The sequence below is a fragment of the Streptomyces pyxinae genome (assembly GCF_024756275.1).
GTDB lineage: Bacteria > Actinomycetota > Actinomycetes > Streptomycetales > Streptomycetaceae > Streptomyces > Streptomyces pyxinae.
Genome location: NZ_JANUGQ010000009.1, coordinates 198,022 through 223,030, shown reverse-complemented (window position 1 = coordinate 223,030; position 25,009 = coordinate 198,022). Strand labels below are relative to the sequence as shown.

Here is a 25,009-nt window from a genome sequence, read left to right as displayed (position 1 = left end):
CCCATGTCCAAGCACACGCTCTCCGTCCTGGTCGAGAACACGCCCGGCATCCTCGCCCGGATCGCCGCGCTCTTCTCCCGCCGCGGCTTCAACATCGACTCGCTCGCCGTCGGTGTCACCGAGCACCCCGACATCTCCCGCATCACCATTGTGGTCAATGTCGAGGACCTGCCGCTGGAGCAGGTGACCAAGCAGCTCAACAAGCTGGTGAACGTCCTGAAGATCGTCGAACTCGAGCCCGGCGCCGCGATCCAGCGCGAGCTCGTCCTGGTGAAGGTCCGCGCCGACAACGAGACCCGCTCCCAGATCGTCGAGATCGTCCAGCTGTTCCGCGCCAAGACCGTGGACGTCTCGCCCGAGGCGGTCACCATCGAGGCCACCGGTTCGACCGACAAGCTGGAGGCGATGCTCAAGATGCTGGAGCAGTTCGGCATCAAGGAGCTCGTCCAGTCCGGCACGATCGCCATAGGGCGCGGCGCCCGGTCCATCACGGACCGCTCGCTGCGGGCGCTCGACCGCTCGGCCTGAACGGCCCCCGGCCCGGACGGTCCGAACGGCCACTTGGTCCGAACGGCCTGAACGGTCCGAACGGCCGCTTGGTCCGAACGGTCCGAACAGCCCGCACGGTCCGAACCACCCGCCCCCGTCACCTCCGTGACTCCCCGTCCCTCCCGAACCACCTCCGCCTCCGCCGTACGGTGGGAGGCACACCGGCACAACCCGGTGAGACCCGTAACAAGGAGAAATCCCAGTGGCCGAGCTGTTCTACGACGACGACGCAGACCTGTCCATCATCCAGGGCCGCAAGGTCGCGGTGATCGGATACGGCAGCCAGGGTCACGCCCACGCGCTGTCGCTCCGCGACTCCGGCGTCGACGTCCGCGTCGGTCTGCACGAGGGCTCGAAGTCCCGGGCCAAGGCCGAGGAGCAGGGCCTGCGGGTGACCACCCCGGCCGAGGCCGCCGCCGAGGCCGACGTCATCATGATCCTGGTCCCGGACCCGATCCAGGGCCAGGTCTACGAGGAGTCGATCGCCCCGCACCTGAAGGACGGCGACGCGCTGTTCTTCGGCCACGGCCTCAACATCCGCTTCGGCTTCATCAAGCCGCCGGCCGGTGTCGACGTCGCCATGGTCGCCCCCAAGGGCCCGGGCCACCTGGTCCGCCGCCAGTACGAGGAGGGCCGCGGCGTGCCGTGCATCGCGGCCGTCGAGCAGGACGCCACCGGCAACGCGTTCGCGCTGGCCCTCTCGTACGCCAAGGGCATCGGCGGCACCCGCGCCGGGGTCATCAAGACCACCTTCACCGAGGAGACCGAGACCGACCTCTTCGGCGAGCAGGCCGTGCTGTGCGGCGGCACCGCCGCGCTGGTCAAGGCGGGCTTCGAGACCCTGGTCGAGGCCGGCTACCAGCCGGAGATCGCGTACTTCGAGTGCCTCCACGAGCTGAAGCTGATCGTGGACCTGATGTACGAGGGCGGCCTGGAGAAGATGCGCTGGTCGGTCTCCGAGACCGCCGAGTGGGGCGACTACGTGACCGGCCCCCGGATCATCACCGACCAGACCAAGGCCGAGATGAAGAAGATCCTCGGCGAGATCCAGGACGGCACCTTCGCCAAGAACTGGATGGAGGAGTACCACGGCGGTCTGAAGAAGTACAACGAGTACAAGACCCAGGACTCCGAGCACCTGCTGGAGACCACCGGCAAGGAACTGCGCAAGCTCATGAGCTGGGTGGACGACGAGGAGCTCTGAGCCGTCCGGCTCGGCGGGCGGCGGCCCGGGACCTCCTCCCGGGCCGCCGCCCCGTGCCCGGCCCCCGCGCCCGGCCCACGGGGCGGCCTCTGCCCATCGCCGCCCCGTGCCCGGCGCCGGCCGACCGTCACGGGTCCGGCGCGCGCCGTGGCCCGGGAGCCGTACGATCCGGGCCGGGGGCGCGCCCGGCCCCGGCCGCTCCGTGCCCGCCCTTGACCGCCCGCCTCGGGCCCGCCGGGTGCCTGAGGCTGCCGCCCTGCCCGGGGCCGCGCCGTGCGTGCCGCCGGCCGCCCGTCGCGGGCCCGCCGTGGGCCGGGGCCCGGGGCCCGTACGACCCGGGGCCGGCACGCCCGGCTCCTGCCCGCCACCCGGCCCTGCCCCGCGCCGTCCTGACCGGAGGGACCCGGTCCGGGGCCGGTGGGGTCGGTGGGTTGGCCGGGTCGGCCAACCCGGACGGGTGATCCTTCCGCGAGGGCGGAAAAGATGACCGGTGGCCGCACTACACTGCTGAACACATACGCGTCAGGCCCACAGCGTCGTGCGTCTTCCACGCGGCTAGCCCCTCCACCGCCTGCGGCCGTCGGGACGGCCGTCCGCACAGGACTTGTGAGGACCCACGTGAGCTCGTACCCCAGTCGAAAAGCCACGGTACTCATCGCCGAAGAGCTGTCGCCCGCCACCGTGGACGCCCTGGGCCCGGACTTCGAGATCCGGCACTGCGACGGCGCGGACCGGGGCGCGCTGCTCCCCGCCATCGCCGACGTGGACGCGATCCTGGTGCGCTCCGCCACCAAGGTCGACGCCGAGGCCATCACCGCCGCCCGGAAGCTGAAGGTCATCGCCCGGGCCGGGGTGGGCCTGGACAATGTGGACGTCTCCGCCGCCACCAAGGCCGGTGTGATGGTGGTTAACGCCCCGACCTCCAACATCGTCACCGCCGCCGAGCTGGCCTGCGGCCTGCTGATCGCCACCGCGCGGAACATCCCGCAGGCCAACACCGCCCTCAAGAACGCCGAGTGGAAGCGGAGCAAGTACACCGGCGTCGAGCTGAGCGAGAAGACCCTCGGCGTGGTCGGGCTCGGCCGCATCGGCATCCTGGTCGCCCAGCGGATGTCGGCCTTCGGCATGAAGGTCGTCGCCTACGACCCGTACGTCCAGCCGGCCCGCGCCGCGCAGATGGGCGTCAAGCTGCTCTCGCTGGACGAGCTGCTGGAGACCGCCGACTTCATCACCGTCCACCTGCCGAAGACCCCGGAGACCCTGGGCCTGATCGGGGACGAGGCGCTGCACAAGGTCAAGCCCACGGTGCGGATCGTCAACGCGGCGCGCGGCGGCATCGTCGACGAGGAGGCGCTGTACGCGGCGCTCAAGGAGGGCCGGGTCGCCGGCGCCGGCCTCGACGTCTACGCCAAGGAGCCCTGCGTCGACTCCCCGCTCTTCGAGCTGGACCAGGTCGTCTGCACCCCGCACCTGGGCGCCTCCACCGACGAGGCCCAGGAGAAGGCGGGCGTCGCGGTGGCCCGCTCGGTGCGGCTGGCCCTCGCCGGCGAGCTGGTCCCGGACGCGGTGAACGTCCAGGGCGGAGTCATCGCGGAGGACGTCAAGCCGGGGCTGCCGCTGGCCGAGCGGCTGGGCCGGATCTTCACCGCGCTGGCGGGCGAGGTCGCGGTCCGGCTGGACGTCGAGGTGTACGGCGAGATCACCCAGCACGATGTGAAGGTGCTCGAACTCTCCGCGCTCAAGGGCGTGTTCGAGGACGTGGTGGACGAGACCGTGTCCTATGTGAACGCCCCGTTGTTCGCCCAGGAGCGCGGTGTCGAGGTGCGGCTCACCACCTCCAGCGAGTCGCCCGACCACCGGAACGTCGTCACCGTGCGCGGCACCCTGGCCGGCGGCGAGGAGGTCGCGGTCTCCGGCACCCTGGCCGGCCCCAAGAACCTCCAGAAGATCGTCGCCGTCGGTGACTACGACGTGGACCTGGCGCTCGCCGACCACATGGTGGTGCTGCGCTACGAGGACCGCCCGGGCGTCGTCGGCACCGTCGGCCGCATCCTGGGTGAGGCGGGCCTCAACATCGCGGGCATGCAGGTCTCCCGGCTGGAGGAGGGTGGCGAGGCGCTCGCGGTCCTCACCGTGGACGACACCGTCCCGCCGCCGGTCCTGGCCGAGCTGACCGCCGAGGTCGGCGCCACCTCCGCCCGCTCGGTGAACCTGGCCGACTGACCCGGGGCGGCTGTCGGCAGAGGCCGGGTGCGGACTTCCGCACCCGGCCTCTGCCGTGCCCGGGGCGTGCCCGGGGCCGTGCCCGCCCCTGCGGGGTGACGGCCCCCGGCGGACGGGGCGGCAGCCCCCGGGCCGGTGAGGCGAAGGCGCCCGGGCCCGGGTTCGCGATGCCAGGGAGCCCGGAGTCCGTGACGCGAAGACGCCCGGGTTCGTGATGCGAAGGCGCCGGAATCGCCGGAAGGTGCAAGGAGCGCGGGTCCGGGCGCGGGCCGGGCGGGGCGCGCCTCAGAGATCCCCGGCTCGAAGGGAACAGCACCATGACCGCGCAGCACTCGCTCTCCGGCAAGACCGTCCTCGTCGGCGCGGGCGCCAAGAACCTCGGCGGCCTCATCAGCACCACCGTCGCCGCCGACGGGGCCCGGGTCGTCATCCACTACCACTCCGACGCCACCGCCGCCGACGCCGAGAAGACCGCCGACGCGGTCCGGGTGGCCGGCGGGCAGGCGCTGACCGTCCAGGGCGACCTCACCCGGGTGGCGGAGGTCGAGCGGCTCTTCACGACCGCCCGGGAGGAGTTCGGCGGCATCGACGTGGCGGTGAACACGGCCGGGATGGTCCTCCGCAAGCCCATCGTGGAGACGACCGAGGAGGAGTACGACCGGATGGCGGCCGTCAACGCCAAGGCGGCGTACTTCTTCATCCGGGAGGCCGGCAAGCACGTCGACGACCACGGCAAGGTGATCAGCGTCGTCACCTCGCTGCTCGCCGCCTTCACCGACGGCTACTCCACCTATGCCGGGCTCAAGGCGCCGGTGGAGCACTTCACCCGGGCGGCCGCCAAGGAGTTCGCCGGGCGCGGGATCTCCGTCAACTGCGTGGCGCCGGGGCCGATGGACACCCCGTTCTTCTACGGCCAGGAGACACCCGAACGAGTGGAGTTCCACAAGTCGCAGGCGCTGGGCGATCAGCTCACCAGGATCGAGGACATCGCACCGCTGGTGCGGTTCCTGGCCACCGACGGCTGGTGGATCACCGGTCAGACGATCTTCGCCAACGGCGGCTACACGGTGCGCTGACCCCGCCCCGCCTCCGACGGAGGGTGACAAGAAGGTAACGGAACGCGCGAAGCCCGGGCCGGTGGCGGGGCGCCGGTCCTACCGTGACGGCGGACACGGGGGCGCGACCGGCGGGCGTCGGCGCCGCGGCGCGCTCCCGCACCGGGGGAGGCGACGGATGCGTACCGGGACGACGCCATGAACGGCCGCCGGGAGCCGGCGGGGCCGGACGGAGCCGGGCCGGGCAGGACAGGGCCGGACGGAGCCGGGCCGGGCAGGACAGGGCCGGACGGAGCCGGGCCGGGCAGGGGCTCGGGCCCTCGCGCCGGGTGGGCCCGGCGGGCGGGGGAGCGGGCGGCGGAGTGGTGGCTGCGCCGGCGGGTCGCGAAGCCGTTCCGGCGGTACGCGGACGAGGCCCGTGAGCACGCCTTTCTGAAACTCGGCCCGTCCCGGCGGCGGCCGCTGCCGGAACTGCTGGCCGGGTGCGGCGCGCTGTTGCTGCTGACCGCCGTCCACCTCGGCCAGCGGGTGAACGACGACTCCGCCGAGCGTTACCAGCGGGTCGCCGCCGGGGTCACCACCTTCGAGGTGACGGTCGATCGCGACGGCTGGTACGGCCTCTGGGTGGAGGTCCCGGCGGACCGCCCGTACACCCCGCCCGCCCGGACCGGTCCGGTGGCCAGGACCGAGCCGGTGACCCCGGGCGCCGCCGGGCTGTTCGGCGCCCCGGTGGAGGACCCGCCGTATCCGGTCCGCCGGGCCGGGCGGCCGTACACCGGGCACCAGTTGACGCTGGGCTCGTTCGGCCCCGGCCGGTACCGGATCACCCTCCTCGGGGCGGCCGGCGCTCCGGAGCGGCACGGCACGCTCGCCTTCGGAGCCCAGCCGGCGACGGACGACCTGGCCTCCGGGCCGGGACCGCTCGGGCTCGTGGAGTGGGTGACGGCCAGGTCCGGTCTGGCGCTGTTCCCGGTGGCCGCGGCGGTGGCCGGCGTCCGGGCCTGGCGCACCCGGGCCGGGCGGCGGACGTACGCCGGGGCCGTGGGCCCGTACGGCGTGGAGGGAGGACGGGGATGAGCGGCGAGTATCCGGTGGGAGGCGCGGGGGCGCCACATCCCGGGGAGCCGGGGTACGCGCCGGACGGCAACGCGCCCGGTGCGCCCGGGGGCGACGGCGACCGGGGGGACGGCGGCGGGGGCGACGGGGCGCCGGGCGCGCGGGAGTACCTGATCCTGGCCGGCCTGGTCACGGTCTCGGTGGCGGGCCTGGCGGCGGTCACCTACGCGGCGGTGCGCGGTTTCGACGGGCTCACCGGGCAGGCGGTCGGCGCCGCGCTGCTGCCGGCCCGGGGCGACAGCGTGCTCCGGGTCCTGGTCTCGGGCGCCACCCTACTGGTGCTGGTGCCCGGCGCGGTCCTGCTGACGGCCGGCCGGTTCCGGCGCGCGGGCTGGTACCGGGCGCACCGCTGGGGTACGGCGCTGGCGCTGCTGACCCTGGTGGTGGTCTTCTGGCTGGCGGTGGACTCGGCCACCGCGTTCGTGCTGCGGACCGCCTCATGACCGCCCCGGAGCCGCCCCGCCCGGGCCCGGGGACCCCGGCCGGCCCACCGGAACCTCCCGGCACGGGACCGGCGGGCGGCCGGGCGGACGGTGTCCCGGCACCCCGGCCGCCCGCCGGCCCGGCGCCGGTCGCGCCCGCGTACCCGACTGGAGGCCCCGCCCGTCCGTCCGGCGCCCCCGGGGCCCCGGGCGGCCCGGCATCCGGCGCCCTCGCGTACCCGTCCGGCGCGCCCGGGTACCCGTCCGGCGCGTCCGAGTCCGAGCCGGCTCCCCCGGGTACCGTCCGGCGCTCCGCCCCCCGGCGGCTCGCGGACCGGCTGGTCAGGTCCGGCCGGGACCGGTGGGCCGGGGCGCTCGCGCTGCTCGGCTGCGCCCTGCTGGCGGCCGGCTCCCTGCTGCCGCAGCTCGCCGGGGCGGACGCGGCAGCCGTGGCCCACGGGTACGGCCGGACCGCCACCGGCGTCGCCACCCTGGGCTCCCGGCTCGGGACGGTCGGCGGCGACGGGCTGGTCACCCTGCTGCTGGCGGTGCTCGCGGCCGGGCCCGGTGCCCTGTACCTGCTGGGGCGGGCCCGTACCTGGCAGCGCTCGGCCCTGCGCGGCGCCGGGGTGCTGGCCACCGGCTGGGCGCTCACCGACCTGCTGGACCTCGGCACCGTCCCGGCGCCCGACGGGCGGCTGCTCCGGCTGGCTCCGGGCGCCGGGCTGTACCTGGTGGCGGCGGGTGCCGTACTGCTGCTGCTCACCGGGGTGGCCGCGCCCCGCTCCCGGCGGCAGGACGTCCTCGCGGAGTCGGCCGCCACCCACCGGCTCTGGCGCTCCGGCGCCCGCCGGGAGGCGCTCGCCCGCCAGCAGCACCTGGTGGTGGCGGCCGTCAAGGCCTGGCGGGACGGCCACCCGCAGGTGCTGGTGGAGTGGGTACGGCTGCTGGCGATGTACCGGCGCCTCGGCCTGGAGGCCAACGCCCGGGAGGCGTGGCGGGCGATCCTGGGCGGCGCCGCGCTGCTGGTGGTCACCGCCGACGACCCGCTCGCCGAGGCGCGGCCCTCGCTCTCGCTGGCCGGTCAGCTCCACCGGGTCGCCGGCACCCTGGACCCGGTCACCGCCGGGGAGCTGCTCCAGGAGGTGCTGGCCGCCCTCACCGCCGCTCCCGGCCCGGCGCATCCGCTCGTCCGCGAGCTGCGCCGGTTCCTCACGCGGGCCGGGACGGGCCGCTGACCTCCCAGGCCGCCTCGATCATCCGGAAGACCTCGTCCACCGCCGCCTCCGGATCGGCGGCCTCCCGGGCCAGCGCGAAGGCGTCGATCGCGAACCGCGCGATCGTCCGGCAGGCCGTCGTCGTCCTTCCCTGCCCGGGATCGGCGGCGATGGCCGCCGCCAGCGACTCCGCGTGACGCAGCCGCATCGACTCCTCGTACTGCCGCAGGGCGGGTGTCGTGTCGATCAGCTGCCAGACCGGGGCGGCGCTCTCCGCCGTGCAGTGGCGCACCAGGGCCCGGATCTCGTGGCGGAGGGCGGGGACGAGCGGCTCGTCCGGTGCCCGGCCGGTGGCCGCCCGGACGAGGCGCTGCTCGAACTCCGCGTCCTGCTCGAACACCAGGGCCTCTTTCGATGCGAAGTGGGCGAAGAGCGTGGTGACGGCCACATCGGCCTCGGCGGCCACCTCCCGGATGCCCACCGCGTCGTACCCGCGCTCCAGGAAGAGCCGCAGCGCGGTGCCGGCGATCTTCTGGCGGGTCGCGGCCTTCTTGCGCTCACGGCGTCCGGGCTCCACGGTCATGGGGTCACGCTACCAAATACGAAGTCATAACCGTCTCGAAAAGCTAACGGTTCCGAAAGGCTAACCGTTAGTGCTACGGTCGACCGCATGAGGAGAATGAGCTTCGCCGAGTTCGGCGGTCCGGACGTCCTGTATGTCGAGGACGTCGAGGAGCCCCACGCGGGCCCCGGTCAGATACGTGTCGCGGTGCGGGCGGCGGGGGTGAACCCCGCCGACTGGCGGGTCCGGGAGGGCCAGGTCCTGAAGGCCCACCCCCTCCAGCGGTTGCCCGCCGGAACCGGCCAGGACGCCGCCGGTGTGGTGGACGAGGTCGGGGAGGGCGTCGAAGGGGTCGAGACGGGCGACCGGGTGTTCGGCAGGGGCTCGGCCACCTATGCCGAGTTCGCGGTGCTGTCGGCCTGGACCCGGATGCCCGAGGGGCTGACGTTCGAGGAGGCGGCCGGGTACCCCTCCGTCGTGGAGACCGCGCTGCGGATCCTCCGCGAGGTCGGTGTGCGGCCCGGGCAGACGCTGCTGGTCAGCGGCGCGTCCGGGGGAGTCGGATCGGCGGTGCTGCAGATCGCCCGCGACCGCGGCATCACGGTGATCGGCACGGCCGGGGCCGCCAACCAGGAGTATCTGCGCGACCTGGGCGCCCTCGCCGCGACCTACGGCGAGGGCTGGGTCGAGCGGGTACGGCGGCTCGGCCGGGTCGACGCGGCCCTGGACCTGGCCGGCTCGGGGGTGATCCGCGAACTGGTCGAGCTGACCGGGGATCCGGAGAAGGTGATCAGCATCGCGGATCTCGGCGCGCCGGAGTTCGGGGTCCGGTTCGCCGGTGTGACCGGCGACGTGCCGGCCGCGCTCGCGGAGGCCGCCGGCCTCATCGCGCGGGGGAAGCTCCACATCCCGGTCGAGAAGGCGTACCCGCTCGCGGAGGCCGCGGCGGCGCAGGCCGACAGCCAGGCCGGTCATACGCGCGGACGCCGGGTGGTCGTCGTCCGCGCCGACTGATCACCACCGGTACGGCCGCGCCGGCCCCGCGTTCCCTCAGAGCCGGGCCGCCTTGAGGGCCATGTGGAGGAGCAGCCGGTCCTCGCCCTCGTCCAGGTCCAGCCCGGTGAGCCGCTCGACCCGGGAGAGCCGGTAGTAGAGCGTCTGGCGGTGGATGCCCAGGGCGGCGGCGGTACGGCCGGCCTGACCCGCCGCGTCCAGGAACGCCTCCGCCGTGCGGGCCAGCTCGGTGTGGGCCGGGGCCAGCAGGGCGGCCACCGCCGGGTCGTGCGACGGGAGCGGCGGCAGGGCGGTGAGCAGCCGGTACGGGCCGATGGCCGACCAGTGGGCGACCGGGCCCAGCCGGGGCTGGGCCCGCGCCGCCCGGGTCGCGGCCAGTGCCTCCCGCCACGCCCCGGCCAGCTCCGCCAGCCCCCTGCGCGGCTCGGCCACCCCGGCGACCGGCCCGGGCCCGGAGCCCCCCGGCCCCGACCCGGAGCCCCCCGGCCCGGACCCGGAAGCCCCTCGGCCCCCCGAGGCCGGCCCGGCTCCCGGGGCGACCGGCCCGGCACCGGAGGCCGTACCGGTCGAAGCCCCGGAAGCCCCGATGCCGGAAGCCGCCCGGCTCCCGGAAGGAGCCCCGGAAGCCCCGGAAGCCCCGGCACCGGAACCCGTTCGGCTCCCGGAAGCCCCCCGGCCCCCCGAGGCCGCCGCGTCCCGGAGCCGGGCGGCGGCCGTGAGGGCGGGGGCGAGGGCGTCGGGGGCGCGCAGCCGGACCAGCGCGGCCAGCACCTGACCGCCGTCCGGCCGGGGCACCGTGCAGAGCGCCGCCGCCCCCGGGACCGTACGGGCCGAGGGGCCGGCGCCGCCCGGCCAGGGCGCGACGCACACCAGGGCGTGCGGGCCCTCGGCGTCCGGGCCCAGCGCGGTGCGGAGGGCGTCGACCGCCTGGTCGTGGCGGCGGCCTCCCTCGGCCACCAGCACCGCCCGCAGCTCCCGGGAGAGATCCGCGCCCGCCCGCTCCTCGTCCGCCAGCAGCCCGCCGATCCGGGTCGCCACCTCCATGGCGGCCGTCAGCCGCTCGGGGCAGGGGCCCGGCTCGGTGTCGAGCAGCCAGACATAGCCGAGCACCACGCCCCGGTGGCGTACCGGAAGACAGATCCGGCCACGCAGCACCCCGGCGTCCGGGGCCGCCGGGATGCGCACGGGGCCGGTGGCACGGGTGATGCCGTACGCCTCGAACCAGGACCGCACCGCCGGGGTGGACCGGCGGGTCAGGATCGAGCGGGTCCTGACCGGATCCAGCGTGGAGGCGTCGAAGGCGCTGTCGCTGTCGTGGGCCCCGAAGGCGATCAGCTCGAAATCCCGGTTCTCCAGCGTCGCCGGGGCGCCCAGCAGCGCCGAGATCTCGTCCACCAGGTCCTGGTAATCGCCCTTCATCCCGGCATTCTCGCACCCTTTCAGACAATTGTCTGAGGCCCGGGCGGCGGATGCGTGACAGCTGTCGATGGCCGGAGATCGCTGCCATCCTTATGTTTCACGGTGGTTCTCCGTGCCGTCCCCGACCCGTTCGGTTCCGGCCGTCCTTCTCCCCTGTTCCTGGAGGTGCCCCCGTGCTGGGACCCGTGATCCTCGCCGCGTCGCGCAGTGACCAGATGCGCCGCTTCGTCTCCGCCGCGCCGGGCACCAAGCAGGTCGTGGACCGCTTCATCGCCGGCGAGACGGTCGACCAGGTGGTCCCGATCGTCCGGGACGCCGCCGCCAAGGGCCTGGAAGTCACCCTGGACGTCGTCGGCGAGGACATCACCACCCCGGAGCAGGCGTACGCCGCGCGGGACGCCTACCTGGAGCTGATCGACCGGCTCAAGGCGCTGGAGCTGGGCGAGCGGGCCGAGATGTCCGTCAAGCTCTCGATGTTCGGCCAGGCGCTGGAGGGCGGCCACGAGCTGGCCCTCGCCAATGTCCGCCCGGTGGTCGAGGCCGCCGCCGCGATCGGCACCACCGTCACCCTGGACGCCGAGGACCACACCACCCTGGACTCGATGTTCGCCATCCACGAGGAGCTCCGGAAGGACTTCCCCGGGACCGGCTGTGTGATCCAGGCGTACCTGTACCGCACCGAGGACGACGCCCGCCGGCTCGCCGCCGACGGCAGCCGGGTGCGTATCGTGAAGGGGGCGTACAAGGAGCCCGCCTCCGTCGCCATCCAGGACAAGGCGGAGATCGACAAGGCGTACGTCCGCATCCTGAAGATCCTCCTGGCCGGCGAGGGCTACCCGATGATCGGGTCCCACGACCCCCGGCTCATCGCCATCACCCAGGAGCTGGCCCGCCGGGCCGGCCGCAAGCCGGACGAGTACGAGTTCCAGATGCTGTACGGCATCCGGAGCGAGGAGCACCTCCGGCTGGCCGCCGAGGGACACCGGATGCGGGTCTACACCGCGTACGGCACGGACTGGTACGGCTACTTCATGCGCCGTCTCGCGGAGAAGCCGGCCAACCTGCTGTTCTTCGTCCGCTCGATGATCACCAAGAACTGACCCGGGGCCGACCCCCTCACCCCGCACACCGAAGGAGTTACGGAACCCATGGACGCTGTGACCCAGGTCCCCGCCCCCGTCAACGAGCCGGTGCACGGCTACGCCCCCGGTTCGCCCGAGCGTGCCCGCCTGGAGGCCAAGCTCAAGGAGCTGGGCGAGAACCCGATCGATCTGCCGATGACCATCGGCGGCGTCAAGCGCATGGGCGGCGGCGAGCGCGTCGACGTCGTCCAGCCGCACAACCACGCCAAGGTCATCGGCACCTTCGCCGGCGCCACCGAGCAGGACGCCCAGGACGCCGTCGACGCGGCCCTGGCCGCCGCCCCGGCCTGGCGCGCCATGTCCTTCGACGACCGCGCCGCGATCATCCTGCGCGCCGCCGAGCTGCTGGCCGGCCCCTGGCGCGAGACGCTGGCCGCCTCCACCATGCTGGGCCAGTCCAAGACCGCCCAGCAGGCCGAGATCGACACCCCCTGCGAGCTCGTCGACTTCTGGCGCTTCAACGTCAAGTACGCCCGTGACCTGCTGGCCGAGCAGCCCCCGGCCAACGCCCCGGGCGTCTGGAACCGGCTGGACCACCGGCCGCTGGAGGGCTTCGTCTACGCGATCACGCCCTTCAACTTCACCGCTATCGCGGGCAACCTGCCCACCGCCCCGGCCCTGATGGGCAACGTGGTGGTCTGGAAGCCGTCCCCGACCCAGACCCACGCCGCCGTGCTGCTCATGGAGCTGCTGGAGGAGGCCGGGCTGCCCAAGGGCGTCATCAACCTGGTCACCGGTGACGGCATCGCCGTCTCCGACGTGGCGCTGAACCACCCCGACCTGGCCGGCATCCACTTCACCGGCTCCACCAAGACCTTCCAGCACCTCTGGAAGACGGTCGGCAACAACATCGAGAACTACCGCTCCTACCCGCGGATCGTCGGCGAGACCGGCGGCAAGGACTTCGTGGTGGCGCACCCGAGCGCCGACCGCGCGGTGCTGAAGACCGCGCTGACCCGCGGCTCCTTCGAGTTCCAGGGCCAGAAGTGCTCGGCCAGCTCGCGCGCGTACATCCCGGCCTCGATCTGGAACTCCGGCTTCAAGGAGGAGTTCGCGGCCGAGGTCGACGGCATCAAGATGGGTGATGTCACCGACCTCACCAACTTCATCGGCGCCGTCATCGACGAGCGGGCCTTCGCCAAGAACAAGGCCGCCATCGACCGTGCCAAGGCGGACGCCTCCTGCACCGTCGTGGCCGGCGGCACCTACGACGACTCGGTCGGCTACTTCGTCCGCCCGACCGTCATCGAGTGCGCCGACGCCGCCAACGAGGTGTTCACCACCGAGTACTTCGGCCCGATCCTCGCCGTCCACGTCTACGAGGACGACACGTACGACGAGATGCTGGAGCAGATGGAGTCGGTCTCGGCCTACGCCCTGACCGGCTCGGTGATCGCCGGCGACCGCGCCGCCGCCGCTCACACGATGGAGAAGCTGCGGTACGCCGCGGGCAACTTCTACATCAACGACAAGTCGACCGGCGCCGTCGTCGGCCAGCAGCCCTTCGGCGGCGGCCGGGCCTCCGGCACCAACGACAAGGCCGGCGCCCCGCAGAACCTGATGCGCTGGACGCTGACCCGCGCCATCAAGGAGTCGCTGGTCTCGCCGACCGAGTACACCTACCCGCACATGGGCTGACGCCCCCCTCCGGCCGCCCCGCCCGGGCGGCCGGGCCCCGGCACCGCCTCCGGCGCCGGTCCAGGACACCGCCCCCCTCCGGCACCTCCGCGTGCCGGTCGGGGGCGGTTCTCATGTCCGCCGGTTCCTTGGCGCGGCCGTACCCCGGGGCCGCCTGGCGCTCCGCCCGCCGGGGGAGCGGGGGAGTCACGGGCCGCTGTCCGGTGTCGTCACGGGGGCCGCTTTCCGGACCGGTCCGGGCGCGTCCCGGCCGACCGAGGATCGGCGTCAACTGCCGCAAAAGGGACGAAAAATCCCGGGTCCGGGAATCTTTTCAGCCGGTAGGCATGGCCGGTGGGAAGCGGGGTACGCGCGGCTCTGCCGGTCCGGCACCCGCGCCGCCTCCGAGGCAGGAGCACACGCACGCAGATGAACACCGACATGACCACCGACCCGCGCGCCCTCGGGCACCTGGCGCCCGTCCAGCCGCTGCGCCGTGCCGCCGAGTACACCGGGGAGCCCGGGTGCATCGCCGACGCGAGGGCGCTGGCGGACTCGTTCCTCCAGCAGCTCGCCGCCGAGTGGCTCGCCCCCCTGTCGGGGCGCCGCGCGGAGGATGTCCGTCTCGTCGTGAGCGAACTGGTCACCAACGCCGACCGCCACAGTTTCGGGCCGTATCTGCTGGAACTCGAAGGCGAGGCGTCATGGCTCACCGTCACCGTGTACGACAGCAGCTGCGCCCTGCCGTACCGGTTCGACCGGGATCCCGGCCGGGTGGGCGGCCACGGCATGGAGATCGTGCACGCGCTCTGCGACCGGCTCACCGTCGAGCACGTCCCGGTGGGCAAGCGGGTGCGTGCGGCGTTCGCGCTGGGCGACCCGGACTGAGCCCTGCGGGTCCCCTCGCCTCAGACCGCCGCGGCGACCTCCGCCCGCTCGTGCCAGTCGAGGCAGAACACCACCGAGTCGTCCTCCGGGCTCTCGGAGTCCCGGTGGGCGGCCAGTTCGCGCAGCAGCGCGCCCGGTACCGAGGCGGCGGGCAGCAGGCTGGTCGACTGGATGGCGCGGGCCAGGGCCCGTTCGCCGTACACCTCCCCGATCGGGGAGACCGCCTCGTACACCCCGTCGCTGACCACCAGCACCCGGTCGCCCGGGCGGAGGTCCACCGGCTGTACCCGGTAGTCGGACTCCTCGAACATGCCCAGCGGAAGCTGGGGCTCCAGCCGCACCCGTTCGACGCTCCGGCCGCGCCGCCGCCAGAGCTGCGGGGAGCCCGCGTCCACCGCCGTCGCGGTGCCCTGCTCCAGGTCGAACCGGAGCAGCAGGGTGGAGAGGTAGAGCGCGCCCCGGTGCTGCGCGTACAGCGCCTGATCGGCCAGGGCGGCCTGGTCCGCGATTCCGGTGCCGGCCCGGCGGGCGTTGCGCAGGGCGTTGACCGCGAGGCCGGTGAGCATGGACGCCTCGATGCCCTCGTGCATCCCGTTGGTGACCGTGACGGTCAGCGAGGTGGCGTCCACCGCCCAGTCGAAGTGGTCGCCGTGCACCGTGTACGCGGGCTGGAGCTGGGCCCCGAGTTCGAACCCTGCCTGGGCGCAGGCCCGCCCCGGCAGCAGCTGCCACTGCATCTCGGCGGCGAGGGTGAGCCGGGCGACCCGCCGGGCCCGCTGGTACAGGTCGGTGTCCCGCTCGGCCACCAGGATCTCGTGCCCGAGCACCTCCGCCACGTGCTTCAGTGCCGGGATCGGCTCGTCGGCCGCCCCGCCGGCCGGCAGCTGCACGGTGAGGACGCCCAGCCGCTCGCCGCGCACCGTGACCGGCAGATGGTGGTCGACGGCGAGGCCGTCGCGGGTGGCCTGGAGCTGTCCCTCCTGGCTGCCGAAGACCCGGCCCTCCGCGCTGTCGAACAGCGACACGGCCCGGGCGGGTTCGCCGGAGATCTGGACCGACTGCAGGACGGTGAGGCCGTAGTCGGCCAGGAGCAGATCCACCCCCCGGGCGCCGTAGGCCGCCACGAGCCGGTCCCGGACCACGTCGAGCAGCGCGTGCGGCGGGGCCGCGCGCAGGGACCTCTCGAACTCCAACATGTCGGTCACCCTCGTTCGGGCCTTCCTCTGAGCGGCGTCGGGAACACTCGGGCTGACAAACGGGGCCGCCGAGTGACACAGTGGATTGGTGCCCCGCTTCCCCAGTACTCCGCGCCATCCCGAGCAGATGGCTGAAGACGTGTGCGCGGTCGCGGAACTTCTGGAGGTGTTGCTGGGGCGCGGACAGGAGGCCGTGCCCTCCGGGCCGGTGTCGCCCTCACAACTACGGGCCCTGCTCGTGCTGGAGCGGCACGACGGTACGAATCTCAGAACTCTGAGCGACGTGCTGCGCTCGCGCAACTCCTCGGTGAGCCGGCTGTGCGACCGGCTGGAGGCGATGGGCCTGGTCACCCGGGCGCCGAGTCCGACCAGTCGGCGCGAGGTGGAGCTGCGGCTGAGCCGGCGGGGCCACACCGTGCTGCGGGAGCTGCGGGAGGCGCGCGCCCGGGAGGTGGCGGCCGTGCTGGCCCGGATGAAACCGGCCGCGGTGCACGCGCTGGCGGAGGGGCTGATCGCCTTCCGGGACGCCGTCGAGGACCTGGAGGACGCGGAGGACAGACCGGGCGCCGGTGGTCACTCCGTAGCAGACAGCGCCTAGCACCATTCCGGGTCCACTTCCCCCCTCGCTCGTCCGCCTGAGGAGCGCTCCTTCCGCGATCCTGCTGGGGACAGACTGTTGCTACAGGGAGAATGTTGTCAAACGGCAACTATCAGCTTTATCGTGAGGGCGTGCACTCTCCCCACGACCCCGATCACTCCCTTCGGATCACCGAGGACCAGCAGCCCGGCGCCCATGTCGTACGGCTGGCCGGGGAGGCGGACCTGGACAATGTGGCGCCGTTGAGGGCGCTGCTGGAAAAGGCGGTGCCGGCGGGGGAGCCGCTGGTGCTGGACCTGTCGGAGCTGCGGTTCGCCGACTCGACCATGCTGAACGTGCTGCTCCAGACCTATGCCGAACTGGGCGACCGGCTGCGGATCGCCGCGCCCTCGCGGTTCGTGCTGCGGCTCTTCTCGCTGACCGGCCTGGAGGACGTCCTCCCGATCCACGCCAGCGTGGCGGAAGCGACCGGGGTGGCCGTCCCGCCGGTCGCGGGCGGCTGACCGGCGGCACGCCCGCCCCGGGCGACCGGCCCGGACGAGACACCGGTCCGCACGGACGACGAGCTCGCACGGGACGCCGGTCCACACGGACGACCGGTTCGGACGGGTGACCGCCGGTCCTGACGGCGACCGGCTCAGCCCGTGCCGGTCATCCCGGCGCGCAACTGGCGCAGACTCCGCGTGAGCAGCCGGGAGACATGCATCTGGGAGATGCCGAGCGCCGCGCCGATCTGGGCCTGGGTCATCTCGTCACCGAACCGCATCCGCAGGACGCGCCGCTGGCGCTCGTCCAGCCGGGCCATCAGCGGCGCCAGACTGCGTACGTACTCCAGCATGTCGATCCGCGGATCCTCGGCGCCCGGGAAGTCCGCGAGGGTGGTCCCGCCGCCCCGGCCCTCATGGAGCAGACCGTCGATCGAGCCGACCCGGTAGGCGTTGCCCGCCGGCCGCGCCTCGGCGACCGTCTCCTCGCTGTGGCCGGTGGCCCCGGCCAGCTCCCGGACACCGGGTTCCCGGCCGAGCCGGCCGGTCGGCTCCTCGGTGACCGCCCGCAGGCCGGCGCGCAGTTCGCGCAGCTGGCGCGGGACATGGACGCCCCAGGCGGCGTCGCGGAAGAAGCGTTTGATCTCCCCGACGACGCAGGGCACGGCGAAGGTGGCGAACTCGACCTCGCGGCCGAGCTGGAAGCGGTCGATCGCCTTGATCAGCCCGATGGTGCCGACCTGGACGATGTCCTCCTGGTCGCCCCCGAGGGGGCGCGTCCGCCGGGCGACGTGGCGCACAGCGTCAGATTCAGCTCGACCAGCACATCGCGGACGTACTCGTGCTCCGGGGTGCCCTCTTCCAGGCCGGCCAGCCGCTGGAAGAGGGAGCGGGTCAACTGCCGTGTGTCGGAGGGGCTTTCGGACGGGACGCCGGCGGCCCGGGGAATCCGCCCGGGTCTTCTGCCGGGGGACGGGGGGTCTCTCACCGGAGGCCGGGGGAGCGGACGGGCCCGGGACGGCCCGGGGCGTGCGGAAGTGAGTGAGGGCATGAGTCGTCATCGCGGCGCACACGTACCCTCACCCACGGTGAGTCATACGCCATGTCCCCTGAACGAGTGGCCCGGCCCAGGGCCGCCCCGAGCCGCCCCGGCGCCTTCCGGGACGCCGGTCCGGACCGGTTCAGACCCGGCGCCAGCGGGCCATCGCGAAGCAGAAGACGCCGAACATGGCCAGCCCCAGGGCTATCGCGGCCATCAGCCAGGGCCCGGCCGGCGTCCCGGCGAAGGCGCGCAGGGTGTCGTCCATGCCCTTGGCCTTGTCCGGGTCGTACTGCACGGCCGCGGCGACCGCGAAGCCGCCGGCCACCAGGAAGACCAGCCCGCGCGCGATCCCGCCGGACACCCCGGTCACATCGACGGCCCTGCGCGAGGTGGCGGACATCTCGCCGAGCTTGAGGTGCTTGTGGTACTTCCGCATCCCGGCCCGTACGGCTCCGACCACACCGGTCACCGCGATGCCCACGCCGACCGCCGCCACCAGCCACTGCCCCGCGGGCAGATCGAGCGCCTTGGCGGTCACGTCCTGGGACTGCTGGTCGCTGGAGCCACCGCCCTGGCTGTGGTCACCGGCGGCGAAGGTGAGCACGGACCAGGAGACGACCCCGTAGAAGACGGCCCGCCCGACCGACAGCAGCCGCTTGGTCGTCTTGGTGCCCCACACCGCCTCGGAGAGCTGCCAGAGGGCCATTCCCACCAGCCCGATGCCCACCACCCAGAGCAGCGCCGCCCCGAAGGGCTTGCTCGCGATCTCGGCGAGCGCGCCGCCCTTGTCGGCCTGCTCCCCGCCGCCCCCGCCGAGGGCGATGCGCAGTGCCAGCACACCGACCAGTACATAGATGACACCCCGGGCGGCGAAGCCCCAGCGGCCCGCCACCTCCAGGGCCTGTTCGCCGCGCCTGCTGTTGAGCTGCCCCAGGACGGCCTTGCTGCTGTGCATCACCATGACGGCACACCTCCGGCAGCCGGGTGCCCGGCGGCCCGGCGCGGAAACCGGCCCCCGGGCCGGGGCTCCGCCGCGGCGAGCAGCCCGGGACGCGAGAGGCGGGAGAGGAACGTGGCGGCAACCGGGCGTCGGGCCCGCCACCGTGAGCGAGGGTCAGTTTGAAGGCGCTACGGACGGTTATCCGGGGTGCATGGCTGAGACGAAGAAGACGACCCAGAGCTCGACGAGCACCAAGGAACGCGCCCAGGAAGCCGCCAAGAGCACGGCCAACGGAACCTCGCGCACCGTGCGGGGCGGCAAGGAGGCCCTCGCCGGACTCTCCGGAGCGACCAGCGAGAAGGCCAAGTCGGCGGCGCGTACGGTCCAGACGGCGGTCGGCACGGCCGCCGGTGCCACGGTCGGCAAGGTGGGCACCGCCTGGACGCTGGTGAAGGCGCGCAAGGCGATAGCCGCCGGCGCGAGCGCCGGGGTCGCCACCGTGGTGGCCTCCTCGTACGCGCTCGGCCGCCGCTCCGGACTGCGGCAGCGCGGACCGCTCTCCCGCCTCACCGGCGGACGCCTCTGAGGCCCTCCGGCTTCGCGGGCCTCCGTGTCCGCCGGCCGTCCGGTGGCGCGGGCCCTCCGGATCCCGCCCCGCCGGGCCGGAGGCGCCGGAAAGCAGGTGCCGGGCGGGCGCGCCGGCTGACAGAGTGGCGGGATGACCGACACCCTGCGCACCGCCCACACCTTCGAGCTGGACCCCGGCACGCTGGACGCCGTCCGCGCCATGCTGACCCGTGCCTTCGACGGTGACTTCGGCGACGAGGACTGGGAGCACGGGCTGGGCGGCGTCCACGCGTACGCCGTGGACAGCCAGGGCGGCATCGTCGCGCACGGCAGTGTGGTCATGCGCCGGGTGGTGCACAGGGGCCGGGCCCACCGGGTGGGCTATGTGGAGGCCGTGGCCGTCCGCGCCGACCGCCGCCGCCAGGGACTGGGCGGGCGGATCATGGCGGCCCTGGAGGAAGTCGTGGACGGGGCCTACGAGTTCGGCGCCCTGTCCGCCTCCGACGAGGGCGCGGCGCTCTACCGGGCGCGCGGCTGGCAGCTCTGGAACGGCCGGGTGGAGGCGTACGGCCCCGGCGGCGTGGAGCATCTGCCGGACGAGGAGGACACCACCTTCCTCCGTCCCGCGGGCGGTCGTCCGCTGCCCGTCGCCGCCGACGGGCCGCTGCTCTTCGACTGGCGGGACGGCGACGTCCTCTGAGGCGGGGTGTCCCGTGAGGCGGAGGCGGTGTCCTGTGAGCGGTGCGGGCCGCCGGGGGCGGCCCACCGGCCGACGGGCCGGGGCCTGCCGCCGGGACTTCCCGTCGCCCGGCGGTCCGCCGGGTTCCCGTCCGCCCGGTGGGTCCGGCCGCTACCGGCTCTCCGCCCCCTTCAGGATGTCCCGCCGCACCCCGTACAGCGCCCCCACGCCCCCGCAGGCGCCTGCCACGGCCGTCACCCACCACGGGCCGCTGCTGCCGGAGACGGCCAGCAGGACGAGGGAGAGCAGCACCAGGGACGCGCAGAGGCCGAGCACCAGCTTGCCGTGCCGGCTCAGGAAGAGGGAGCGGGGCGGTGGCGCCGGAAGCTCGGTCAGCGCGGCGGCCGGACCGGCCTCGGCGGCCCTCGGGCGCTTGAAGTACGCGTAGAGGATCCACTCCCCGCACAGCTCCCAGCCCTCCGGGGCCAGCCGGTCGATCACCGCCCTGCGGTTCAGCAGGGTCATCGGCTCCCGCCGGTACTCCCAGCGCAGGGCGGTGCCGGGGGAGCGGCGGCAGACGAACCGCCCCAGCGTGTCCAGCCGTTCGACCTCCCACCCCTGGTCGCCGTAGATGCCCAGCAGCCGGCGGTCGTTGTAGATGTCGCAGGTCCACCGCCAGCTCTCGGCCGCCGCGCCGGGCTCGTCGGGCTCGTCGGGACCGGTGTTTTCGGGGCCGCCGCCCGCCAGCCGGGCGGCGAACTCGGTGGCGGGCCCGAACTCGGCCAGCGGGTCGGCCCCGGTCTCGGCGAGATGCCCGGTCAGGTCCGCCACGGTGGCGTCGGCCCGGTCGGCCGGTACGCCGGCCCCCCGCAGCGCGGCTGCCAGCTCCTGGAAGTAGTGGTGGTGGTCGGTCGTCATGTCGGTCCCCCTGTGGTGCGGTCCGTGGTGCGGTGGACGGTCGGTGCGAAGACGGCTGGGCCCCGGTCGGAGACGGCTGGGGCCGTGGTCGGGGCCGGCCCCGGTGCTAGTCGGTGCCGGGCGCGGCGGGTTCGTCCGGGAGCAGGTCCCGTACGGCGGTGTGGAAGTCCCGCCAGGCGGCGCTGCCGGCGGTCAGCCGGGTACGGCCCTCGGCGGTGAGCCGGTAGTAGCGCCGGCCGGGCCCGCGTTCGGCGGCCCGGAACTCGGCGGTGACCAGCCCCGCCTCCTCCAGCCGGTTGAGCACGGGGTAGAGCGTCCCGCCCTTGATCTCGCCCACCCCGCCGGCGGCGAGGGCCTTGGAGATCTCGTAGCCATAGCTCTCCCCGTCCCGCAGGCAGGAGAGAACAAGCAGGTCGAGGACGCCCTTGAGCCAGCTGGCTCTGCGGTCTGTGGCCATGGGTAGATCACATCACCAGCTAGTCAGTTATGCAACCTAGCTGGGTGAACGACTTATCCGGCGTCTCAGATAGTAGGAAGTCCGAGTAATGGCGGCGACAGATGCCCGGACCTCCCTTAACGTGGAAAGGGAGCCGGTCCTTCCGTCCGCCCCATCGGGCGGCGGTGGGCTGGAGCGCGACCGCCCGGCAGGCAACCCCTGCGGCGCCGCTCCCCGCCTCCGCCGGTGCTCCACGGACCCCGCCGTACGGCGCCCCCGGGTGCCGTCGCGTCCCCCGTGCCGGTTCGCCGTGCTCCCGTGCCGCGCCATCCGTCCTCGCGGCGTCCGTCCCCGCGGTGTCCGCGCCGTGCCGCCGCCCTGCCGGGGCGTCCGGCCGTTTCGGCGGCCGTCGCGGTCGGCCGTTGCGTCCGTCCGGCGCCCGTCCGGCGTCCGTCCGGCCCGGAGTGGGGGTGCGCCGGAGCATCCGCTCTTCACCCGCCGTCTCGCTGTCTGTCCGTCCGTCCACCATCGCCCTGTCGAGGAGTCGATCACCATGGCCGCTGACACCGTCCGCCGTACCCGGATCCGCCACTCCGCCCGCCGCGAGGAGGCCGAGCGCCAGAACGCCGCCGCCGCGCTGCAGCGGGCCCTCGACCGCCGCGACAACGGCGGCGCCACCGGCCACTGAGCCGGCCGTCCCGCGTCGCCCGCCGGTCGCCGGGCCGCCCGCCGGAGCCCGGCCGGCCGGTACGGGCGTCCGCATGCTGGACCTGACATGTCAGCCAATGGGACGAGGAGTAGGGTGCCGGCATGTCTCGCAGCATCGATCTGGCAGTGATTCCCGGTGACGGCATCGGCCCGGAGGTCGTGGCCCAGGGCCTCAAGGTCCTGCGCGCCGTCCTCCCGGCGGACGTGAAGCTGGAGACCGAGGAGTACGACCTCGGCGCCCGGCGCTGGCACCGCACCGGGGAGACGCTCCCCGACGCGGAGCTGGAGTCCCTCAAGGCGCACGACGCCATCCTGCTCGGCGCCGTCGGGGACCCGTCCGTGCCCTCCGGGGAGCTGGAGCGCGGGCTGCTGCTCAAGCTGCGGTTCGCCTTCGACCACTACGTCAATCTGCGCCCCTCGACCCTCTTCCCGAACACGGCCACCCCGCTGGCCGGGCGCCCCGCCATCGACTTCGTCGTCGTCCGCGAGGGCACCGAGGGTCCGTACACCGGCAACGGCGGCTCGCTGCGCACCGGTACCCCCGCCGAGGTCGCCACCGAGGTGAGCGTCAACACGGCGTACGGCGTCGAGCGCGTCGTCCGGGACGCGTACGAGCGGGCCGGCGCCCGGCCCCGCAAGAAGCTGACCCTGGTGCACAAGAACAATGTGCTGGTCCACGCCGGCCATCTGTGGACGAGGACCTTCGACCGGATCGGCCGCGAGTACCCGGACGTCACCACCGACTATCTGCATGTCGACGCCGCGACGATCTTCCTCGTCACCCGGCCGGAGCGCTTCGACGTCATCGTCACCGACAACCTCTTCGGTGACATCCTCACCGATCTCGCCGCCGCCGTGACCGGCGGGATCGGCCTCGCCGCCTCCGGCAACATCAACCCCACCGGCGCGTTCCCCTCCATGTTCGAGCCCGTCCACGGCTCCGCGCCCGACATCGCGGGCCAGGGCAAGGCCGACCCGACCGCCACCGTCCTCTCGGTCGCCCTGCTGCTGCGCCACCTCGGCCACGAGGCGGAGGCCGTCCGGGTGGAGGAGGCGGTCGCCGCCGACCTGGCGGAGCGGGACGCCGGTACCCCGCGCACCACGGAGGAGACCGGCGACGCGCTCGCGGTACGCGTAGCGAACCGGCCCGCCGACTGAGGGTTTCGCTCAGCCGCCGGGCCGCCACCGGACCCGGCGGCTTCACCTGTGCGGTCGCCGGTGCCACCATCGGAGCCCGGACCGCACCCACGCCGTCGTGCCCGCACGCCGCCGTCCGAGCGCACCGCCGTATCCAGCCGCCGACCCGCGGGCGATAATCGAACGCGGGGCCGCGGCAAGCGGTGCGTCCGGACGTGCCGGCAGCAGCCGTCGCGTGCGCGCGGTCCATCACACACAACGGTGAAGGACACAGCACTCATGACGACGACGCCCACGATCGAGCTCAAGCCCTCCTCCGCCCCGCTGTCGGACGCGGAGCGGGAGGCGATCCTGGCCAACCCCGGGTTCGGCCGCCACTTCACCGACCACATGGTGACCATCAAGTGGACCGAGGGCCGGGGCTGGCACGACGCCGAGCTCACCCCGTACGCGCCGCTGTCCATGGACCCGGCCAACATGACCCTGCACTACGCGCAGGAGATCTTCGAGGGGCTGAAGGCGTACCGCCGCCCCGACGGCACGGTCTCGCTCTTCCGGCCGGAGTCCAACGCCGAGCGGTTCCAGCTCTCCGCGCGCCGGCTGGCCATGCCGGAACTGCCGGTGGAGACGTTCGTCGCCGCCTGTGACGCGCTGGTCCGCCAGGACATCGACTGGGTGCCCGAACACGGCGGCGAGTCCTCGCTCTACCTGCGCCCGTTCATGATCGCCAACGAGGTGGGCCTGGGCGTCAAGCCGGCCAACGAGTACCTCTTCATCGTCATCGCCTCCCCGGCCGGCGCCTACTTCCCCGGCGGGGTGCGCCCGGTCTCCATCTGGCTCTCCGAGGACCGGGTCCGCGCCGTCCCCGGTGGCATCGGCTTCGCCAAGACCGGCGGCAACTACGCGGCCTCGCTGCTCGCCCAGGCCGAGGCCGCCGAGAAGGGCTGCGACCAGGTGGCCTACTTGGACGCGGTCGAGCACAAGTGGGTCGAGGAACTCGGCGGCATGAACCTGTACTTCGTGTACGGGGACCGCATCGTCACGCCCGAGCTGACCGGCTCGCTGCTGGCCGGCATCACCCGGGACTCGCTGCTCAGGCTCGCCGAGGACCTCGGCTACACCGCCGAGGAGGGCCGGCTCACCATCGACGACTGGCGTCGGGACAGCGAGAACGGCACCCTCACCGAGGTCTTCGCCTGCGGTACGGCCGCGGTGATCACGCCGGTCGGCCTGGTGAAGTCGCGCGACGGCGAGTGGACCCAGTCCGACGGCAAGCCGGGCGAGGTCACGCTGAGGCTCCGCAAGGCGCTGCTGGACATCCAGACGGGCGCCGCCGAGGACGTCCACGGCTGGACCCACCACCTGGGCTGAGCCCCGCCCCGCCGGGCCCGGGCAGTCTCCGCACGACCACCCGGGCCCCGGGCCGGGCCCGTCAGCCCCGAGGCCGTCGGTCCCAGGTCCCCGGGCCGGGCCCGTCAGCCCCGGGCTCCGAGCCCCGGGCCTGTCCGCGCGCCGGGCCCGGATCCGGCTCGTGGACCGTCCGCGCGCCGCTCCTGTTCCGGCCGGTGGACCATCGGCGCGCACGCCCGTGACCCCGCCCGTGGCCCCTTCGTGCGCGGTTCATGATCCGTCCTGTGGACCGGCCGCCCGCATGGTGAGACCGGATGCCGGGTTCGCGGGGCCCTGTGGCAGACTGCCGGTGTGCTCGCTCACCCGGTGATTATCGGCAGCAGCGCGCCGGTCCGCAGTGACCACTGACCCCGCGGCAGCACCCTCCACGGGCGGTGGACACCGTGTCCAGACCCGCGCGCAGACCTCTCGCATCCGCGAGGGGTCTTTTCGTTTTCCGGCCCCCACCCCGGCCGGGAACGGCGG

General features: G+C 73.9%; 25 protein-coding genes. 18 read left to right on the top strand and 7 right to left on the bottom strand.

Translation table 11 applies throughout. From position 1 onward, the window contains the following. The first annotated feature begins 3 nt into the window (after positions 1 to 3). The 7 genes from ilvN to NX801_RS13495 all read left to right on the top strand — a co-directional run bounded on the left by ilvN (position 4) and on the right by NX801_RS13495 (position 7,807). A complete protein-coding gene (gene ilvN, locus NX801_RS13525; protein WP_258787877.1) occupies positions 4 to 528 on the top strand; it encodes an acetolactate synthase small subunit in 525 nt (174 codons plus the stop codon). A 223-nt stretch (positions 529 to 751) separates the two neighbouring features. Then, on the top strand, positions 752 to 1,753 hold the full coding sequence (gene ilvC, locus NX801_RS13520; RefSeq protein ID WP_258787875.1) for a ketol-acid reductoisomerase: 1,002 nt from the start codon (positions 752 to 754) through the stop codon (positions 1,751 to 1,753). Positions 1,754 to 2,371: 618 nt separating this feature from the next. Then, positions 2,372 to 3,976: a phosphoglycerate dehydrogenase gene (gene serA / locus NX801_RS13515; protein WP_258787873.1), complete on the top strand. Its 1,605-nt coding sequence runs from the start codon at positions 2,372 to 2,374 to the stop codon at positions 3,974 to 3,976. A gap of 317 nt (positions 3,977 to 4,293) precedes the next feature. Beyond that, entirely contained in the window at positions 4,294 to 5,052 is a 759-nt protein-coding gene (locus NX801_RS13510; protein ID WP_258787871.1) for an SDR family oxidoreductase, read from the top strand. A gap of 177 nt (positions 5,053 to 5,229) precedes the next feature. Then, complete coding sequence (locus NX801_RS13505; protein ID WP_258787870.1) at positions 5,230 to 6,108, top strand: hypothetical protein; 879 nt, start codon at positions 5,230 to 5,232, stop codon at positions 6,106 to 6,108. Beyond that, positions 6,105 to 6,590: a hypothetical protein gene (locus NX801_RS13500; protein WP_258787868.1), complete on the top strand. Its 486-nt coding sequence runs from the start codon at positions 6,105 to 6,107 to the stop codon at positions 6,588 to 6,590. Before NX801_RS13505 ends, NX801_RS13500 begins: the two co-directional genes overlap by 4 nt. After that, positions 6,587 to 7,807, top strand: coding sequence for a hypothetical protein (locus NX801_RS13495; RefSeq protein ID WP_258787867.1), 1,221 nt, complete (start codon positions 6,587 to 6,589; stop codon positions 7,805 to 7,807). Before NX801_RS13500 ends, NX801_RS13495 begins: the two co-directional genes overlap by 4 nt. Here the strand turns inward: NX801_RS13495 and NX801_RS13490 are convergent. Next, a complete protein-coding gene (locus NX801_RS13490) occupies positions 7,782 to 8,369 on the bottom strand; it encodes a TetR/AcrR family transcriptional regulator (protein ID WP_258787866.1) in 588 nt (195 codons plus the stop codon). The genes NX801_RS13495 and NX801_RS13490 overlap by 26 nt on opposite strands. A gap of 87 nt (positions 8,370 to 8,456) precedes the next feature. Here NX801_RS13490 and NX801_RS13485 point away from each other — a divergent pair, with 87 nt between their 5' ends. Further along, entirely contained in the window at positions 8,457 to 9,362 is a 906-nt protein-coding gene (locus tag NX801_RS13485) for an NADP-dependent oxidoreductase (protein WP_258787865.1), read from the top strand. A 36-nt stretch (positions 9,363 to 9,398) separates the two neighbouring features. On the opposite strand, the gene NX801_RS13480 is transcribed toward NX801_RS13485, so the two are convergent. Then, the gene (locus NX801_RS13480) at positions 9,399 to 10,781 is read right to left on the bottom strand and encodes a PucR family transcriptional regulator (RefSeq protein WP_258787864.1); all 1,383 of its coding nucleotides are present in this window, start codon (positions 10,779 to 10,781) and stop codon (positions 9,399 to 9,401) included. A gap of 173 nt (positions 10,782 to 10,954) precedes the next feature. On the opposite strand from NX801_RS13480, the gene NX801_RS13475 reads away from it, so the two are divergent. From NX801_RS13475 to NX801_RS13465, 3 genes are all read left to right on the top strand, one after another. Then, positions 10,955 to 11,881: a proline dehydrogenase family protein gene (locus NX801_RS13475; RefSeq protein ID WP_258787863.1), complete on the top strand. Its 927-nt coding sequence runs from the start codon at positions 10,955 to 10,957 to the stop codon at positions 11,879 to 11,881. A 48-nt stretch (positions 11,882 to 11,929) separates the two neighbouring features. After that, a complete protein-coding gene (pruA, locus tag NX801_RS13470; RefSeq protein ID WP_258787862.1) occupies positions 11,930 to 13,561 on the top strand; it encodes an L-glutamate gamma-semialdehyde dehydrogenase in 1,632 nt (543 codons plus the stop codon). A 408-nt stretch (positions 13,562 to 13,969) separates the two neighbouring features. Further along, positions 13,970 to 14,428, top strand: a complete 459-nt coding sequence (locus NX801_RS13465; RefSeq protein ID WP_258787861.1) for an ATP-binding protein — start codon at positions 13,970 to 13,972, stop codon at positions 14,426 to 14,428. A 20-nt stretch (positions 14,429 to 14,448) separates the two neighbouring features. Here NX801_RS13465 and NX801_RS13460 read toward each other — a convergent pair whose 3' ends face one another. Then, positions 14,449 to 15,624, bottom strand: coding sequence for a PP2C family protein-serine/threonine phosphatase (locus tag NX801_RS13460; protein ID WP_258787860.1), 1,176 nt, complete (start codon positions 15,622 to 15,624; stop codon positions 14,449 to 14,451). Between the two features lie 127 nt (positions 15,625 to 15,751). Between NX801_RS13460 and NX801_RS13455 the strand changes: the two genes are divergently transcribed. Both NX801_RS13455 and NX801_RS13450 read left to right on the top strand, forming a co-directional pair. Continuing rightward, on the top strand, positions 15,752 to 16,222 hold the full coding sequence (locus NX801_RS13455; protein ID WP_258787859.1) for a MarR family winged helix-turn-helix transcriptional regulator: 471 nt from the start codon (positions 15,752 to 15,754) through the stop codon (positions 16,220 to 16,222). Positions 16,223 to 16,353: 131 nt separating this feature from the next. Continuing rightward, positions 16,354 to 16,725 carry an STAS domain-containing protein gene (locus tag NX801_RS13450; RefSeq protein WP_258787857.1) on the top strand — a complete coding sequence of 124 codons (372 nt, stop codon included), beginning with the start codon at positions 16,354 to 16,356 and terminating at the stop codon, positions 16,723 to 16,725. 134 nt (positions 16,726 to 16,859) lie between these two features. Here the strand turns inward: NX801_RS13450 and NX801_RS13445 are convergent, their stop codons facing one another. Then, entirely contained in the window at positions 16,860 to 17,507 is a 648-nt protein-coding gene (locus NX801_RS13445) for a SigB/SigF/SigG family RNA polymerase sigma factor (RefSeq protein ID WP_258787855.1), read from the bottom strand. Positions 17,508 to 17,888: 381 nt separating this feature from the next. Beyond that, a complete protein-coding gene (locus NX801_RS13440) occupies positions 17,889 to 18,704 on the bottom strand; it encodes a DUF1206 domain-containing protein (protein ID WP_428986139.1) in 816 nt (271 codons plus the stop codon). A gap of 196 nt (positions 18,705 to 18,900) precedes the next feature. On the opposite strand from NX801_RS13440, the gene NX801_RS13435 reads away from it, so the two are divergent. Both NX801_RS13435 and NX801_RS13430 read left to right on the top strand, forming a co-directional pair. Further along, positions 18,901 to 19,275, top strand: coding sequence for a hypothetical protein (locus tag NX801_RS13435; RefSeq protein WP_258787852.1), 375 nt, complete (start codon positions 18,901 to 18,903; stop codon positions 19,273 to 19,275). A 132-nt stretch (positions 19,276 to 19,407) separates the two neighbouring features. Then, entirely contained in the window at positions 19,408 to 19,956 is a 549-nt protein-coding gene (locus NX801_RS13430; RefSeq protein ID WP_258787851.1) for a GNAT family N-acetyltransferase, read from the top strand. Between the two features lie 150 nt (positions 19,957 to 20,106). Here the strand turns inward: NX801_RS13430 and NX801_RS13425 are convergent, their stop codons facing one another. Both NX801_RS13425 and NX801_RS13420 read right to left on the bottom strand, forming a co-directional pair. Beyond that, positions 20,107 to 20,853, bottom strand: a complete 747-nt coding sequence (locus NX801_RS13425) for a hypothetical protein (RefSeq protein ID WP_258787850.1) — start codon at positions 20,851 to 20,853, stop codon at positions 20,107 to 20,109. 106 nt (positions 20,854 to 20,959) lie between these two features. After that, positions 20,960 to 21,310, bottom strand: coding sequence for a PadR family transcriptional regulator (locus tag NX801_RS13420; protein ID WP_258787849.1), 351 nt, complete (start codon positions 21,308 to 21,310; stop codon positions 20,960 to 20,962). 532 nt (positions 21,311 to 21,842) lie between these two features. On the opposite strand from NX801_RS13420, the gene NX801_RS13415 reads away from it, so the two are divergent. From NX801_RS13415 to NX801_RS13405, 3 genes are all read left to right on the top strand, one after another. Then, complete coding sequence (locus NX801_RS13415; protein WP_258787848.1) at positions 21,843 to 21,977, top strand: hypothetical protein; 135 nt, start codon at positions 21,843 to 21,845, stop codon at positions 21,975 to 21,977. A 122-nt stretch (positions 21,978 to 22,099) separates the two neighbouring features. Further along, entirely contained in the window at positions 22,100 to 23,155 is a 1,056-nt protein-coding gene (locus tag NX801_RS13410; protein ID WP_258787847.1) for a 3-isopropylmalate dehydrogenase, read from the top strand. 258 nt (positions 23,156 to 23,413) lie between these two features. Continuing rightward, on the top strand, positions 23,414 to 24,505 hold the full coding sequence (locus tag NX801_RS13405) for a branched-chain amino acid aminotransferase (RefSeq protein ID WP_258787846.1): 1,092 nt from the start codon (positions 23,414 to 23,416) through the stop codon (positions 24,503 to 24,505). Positions 24,506 to 25,009: the final 504 nt, after the last annotated feature.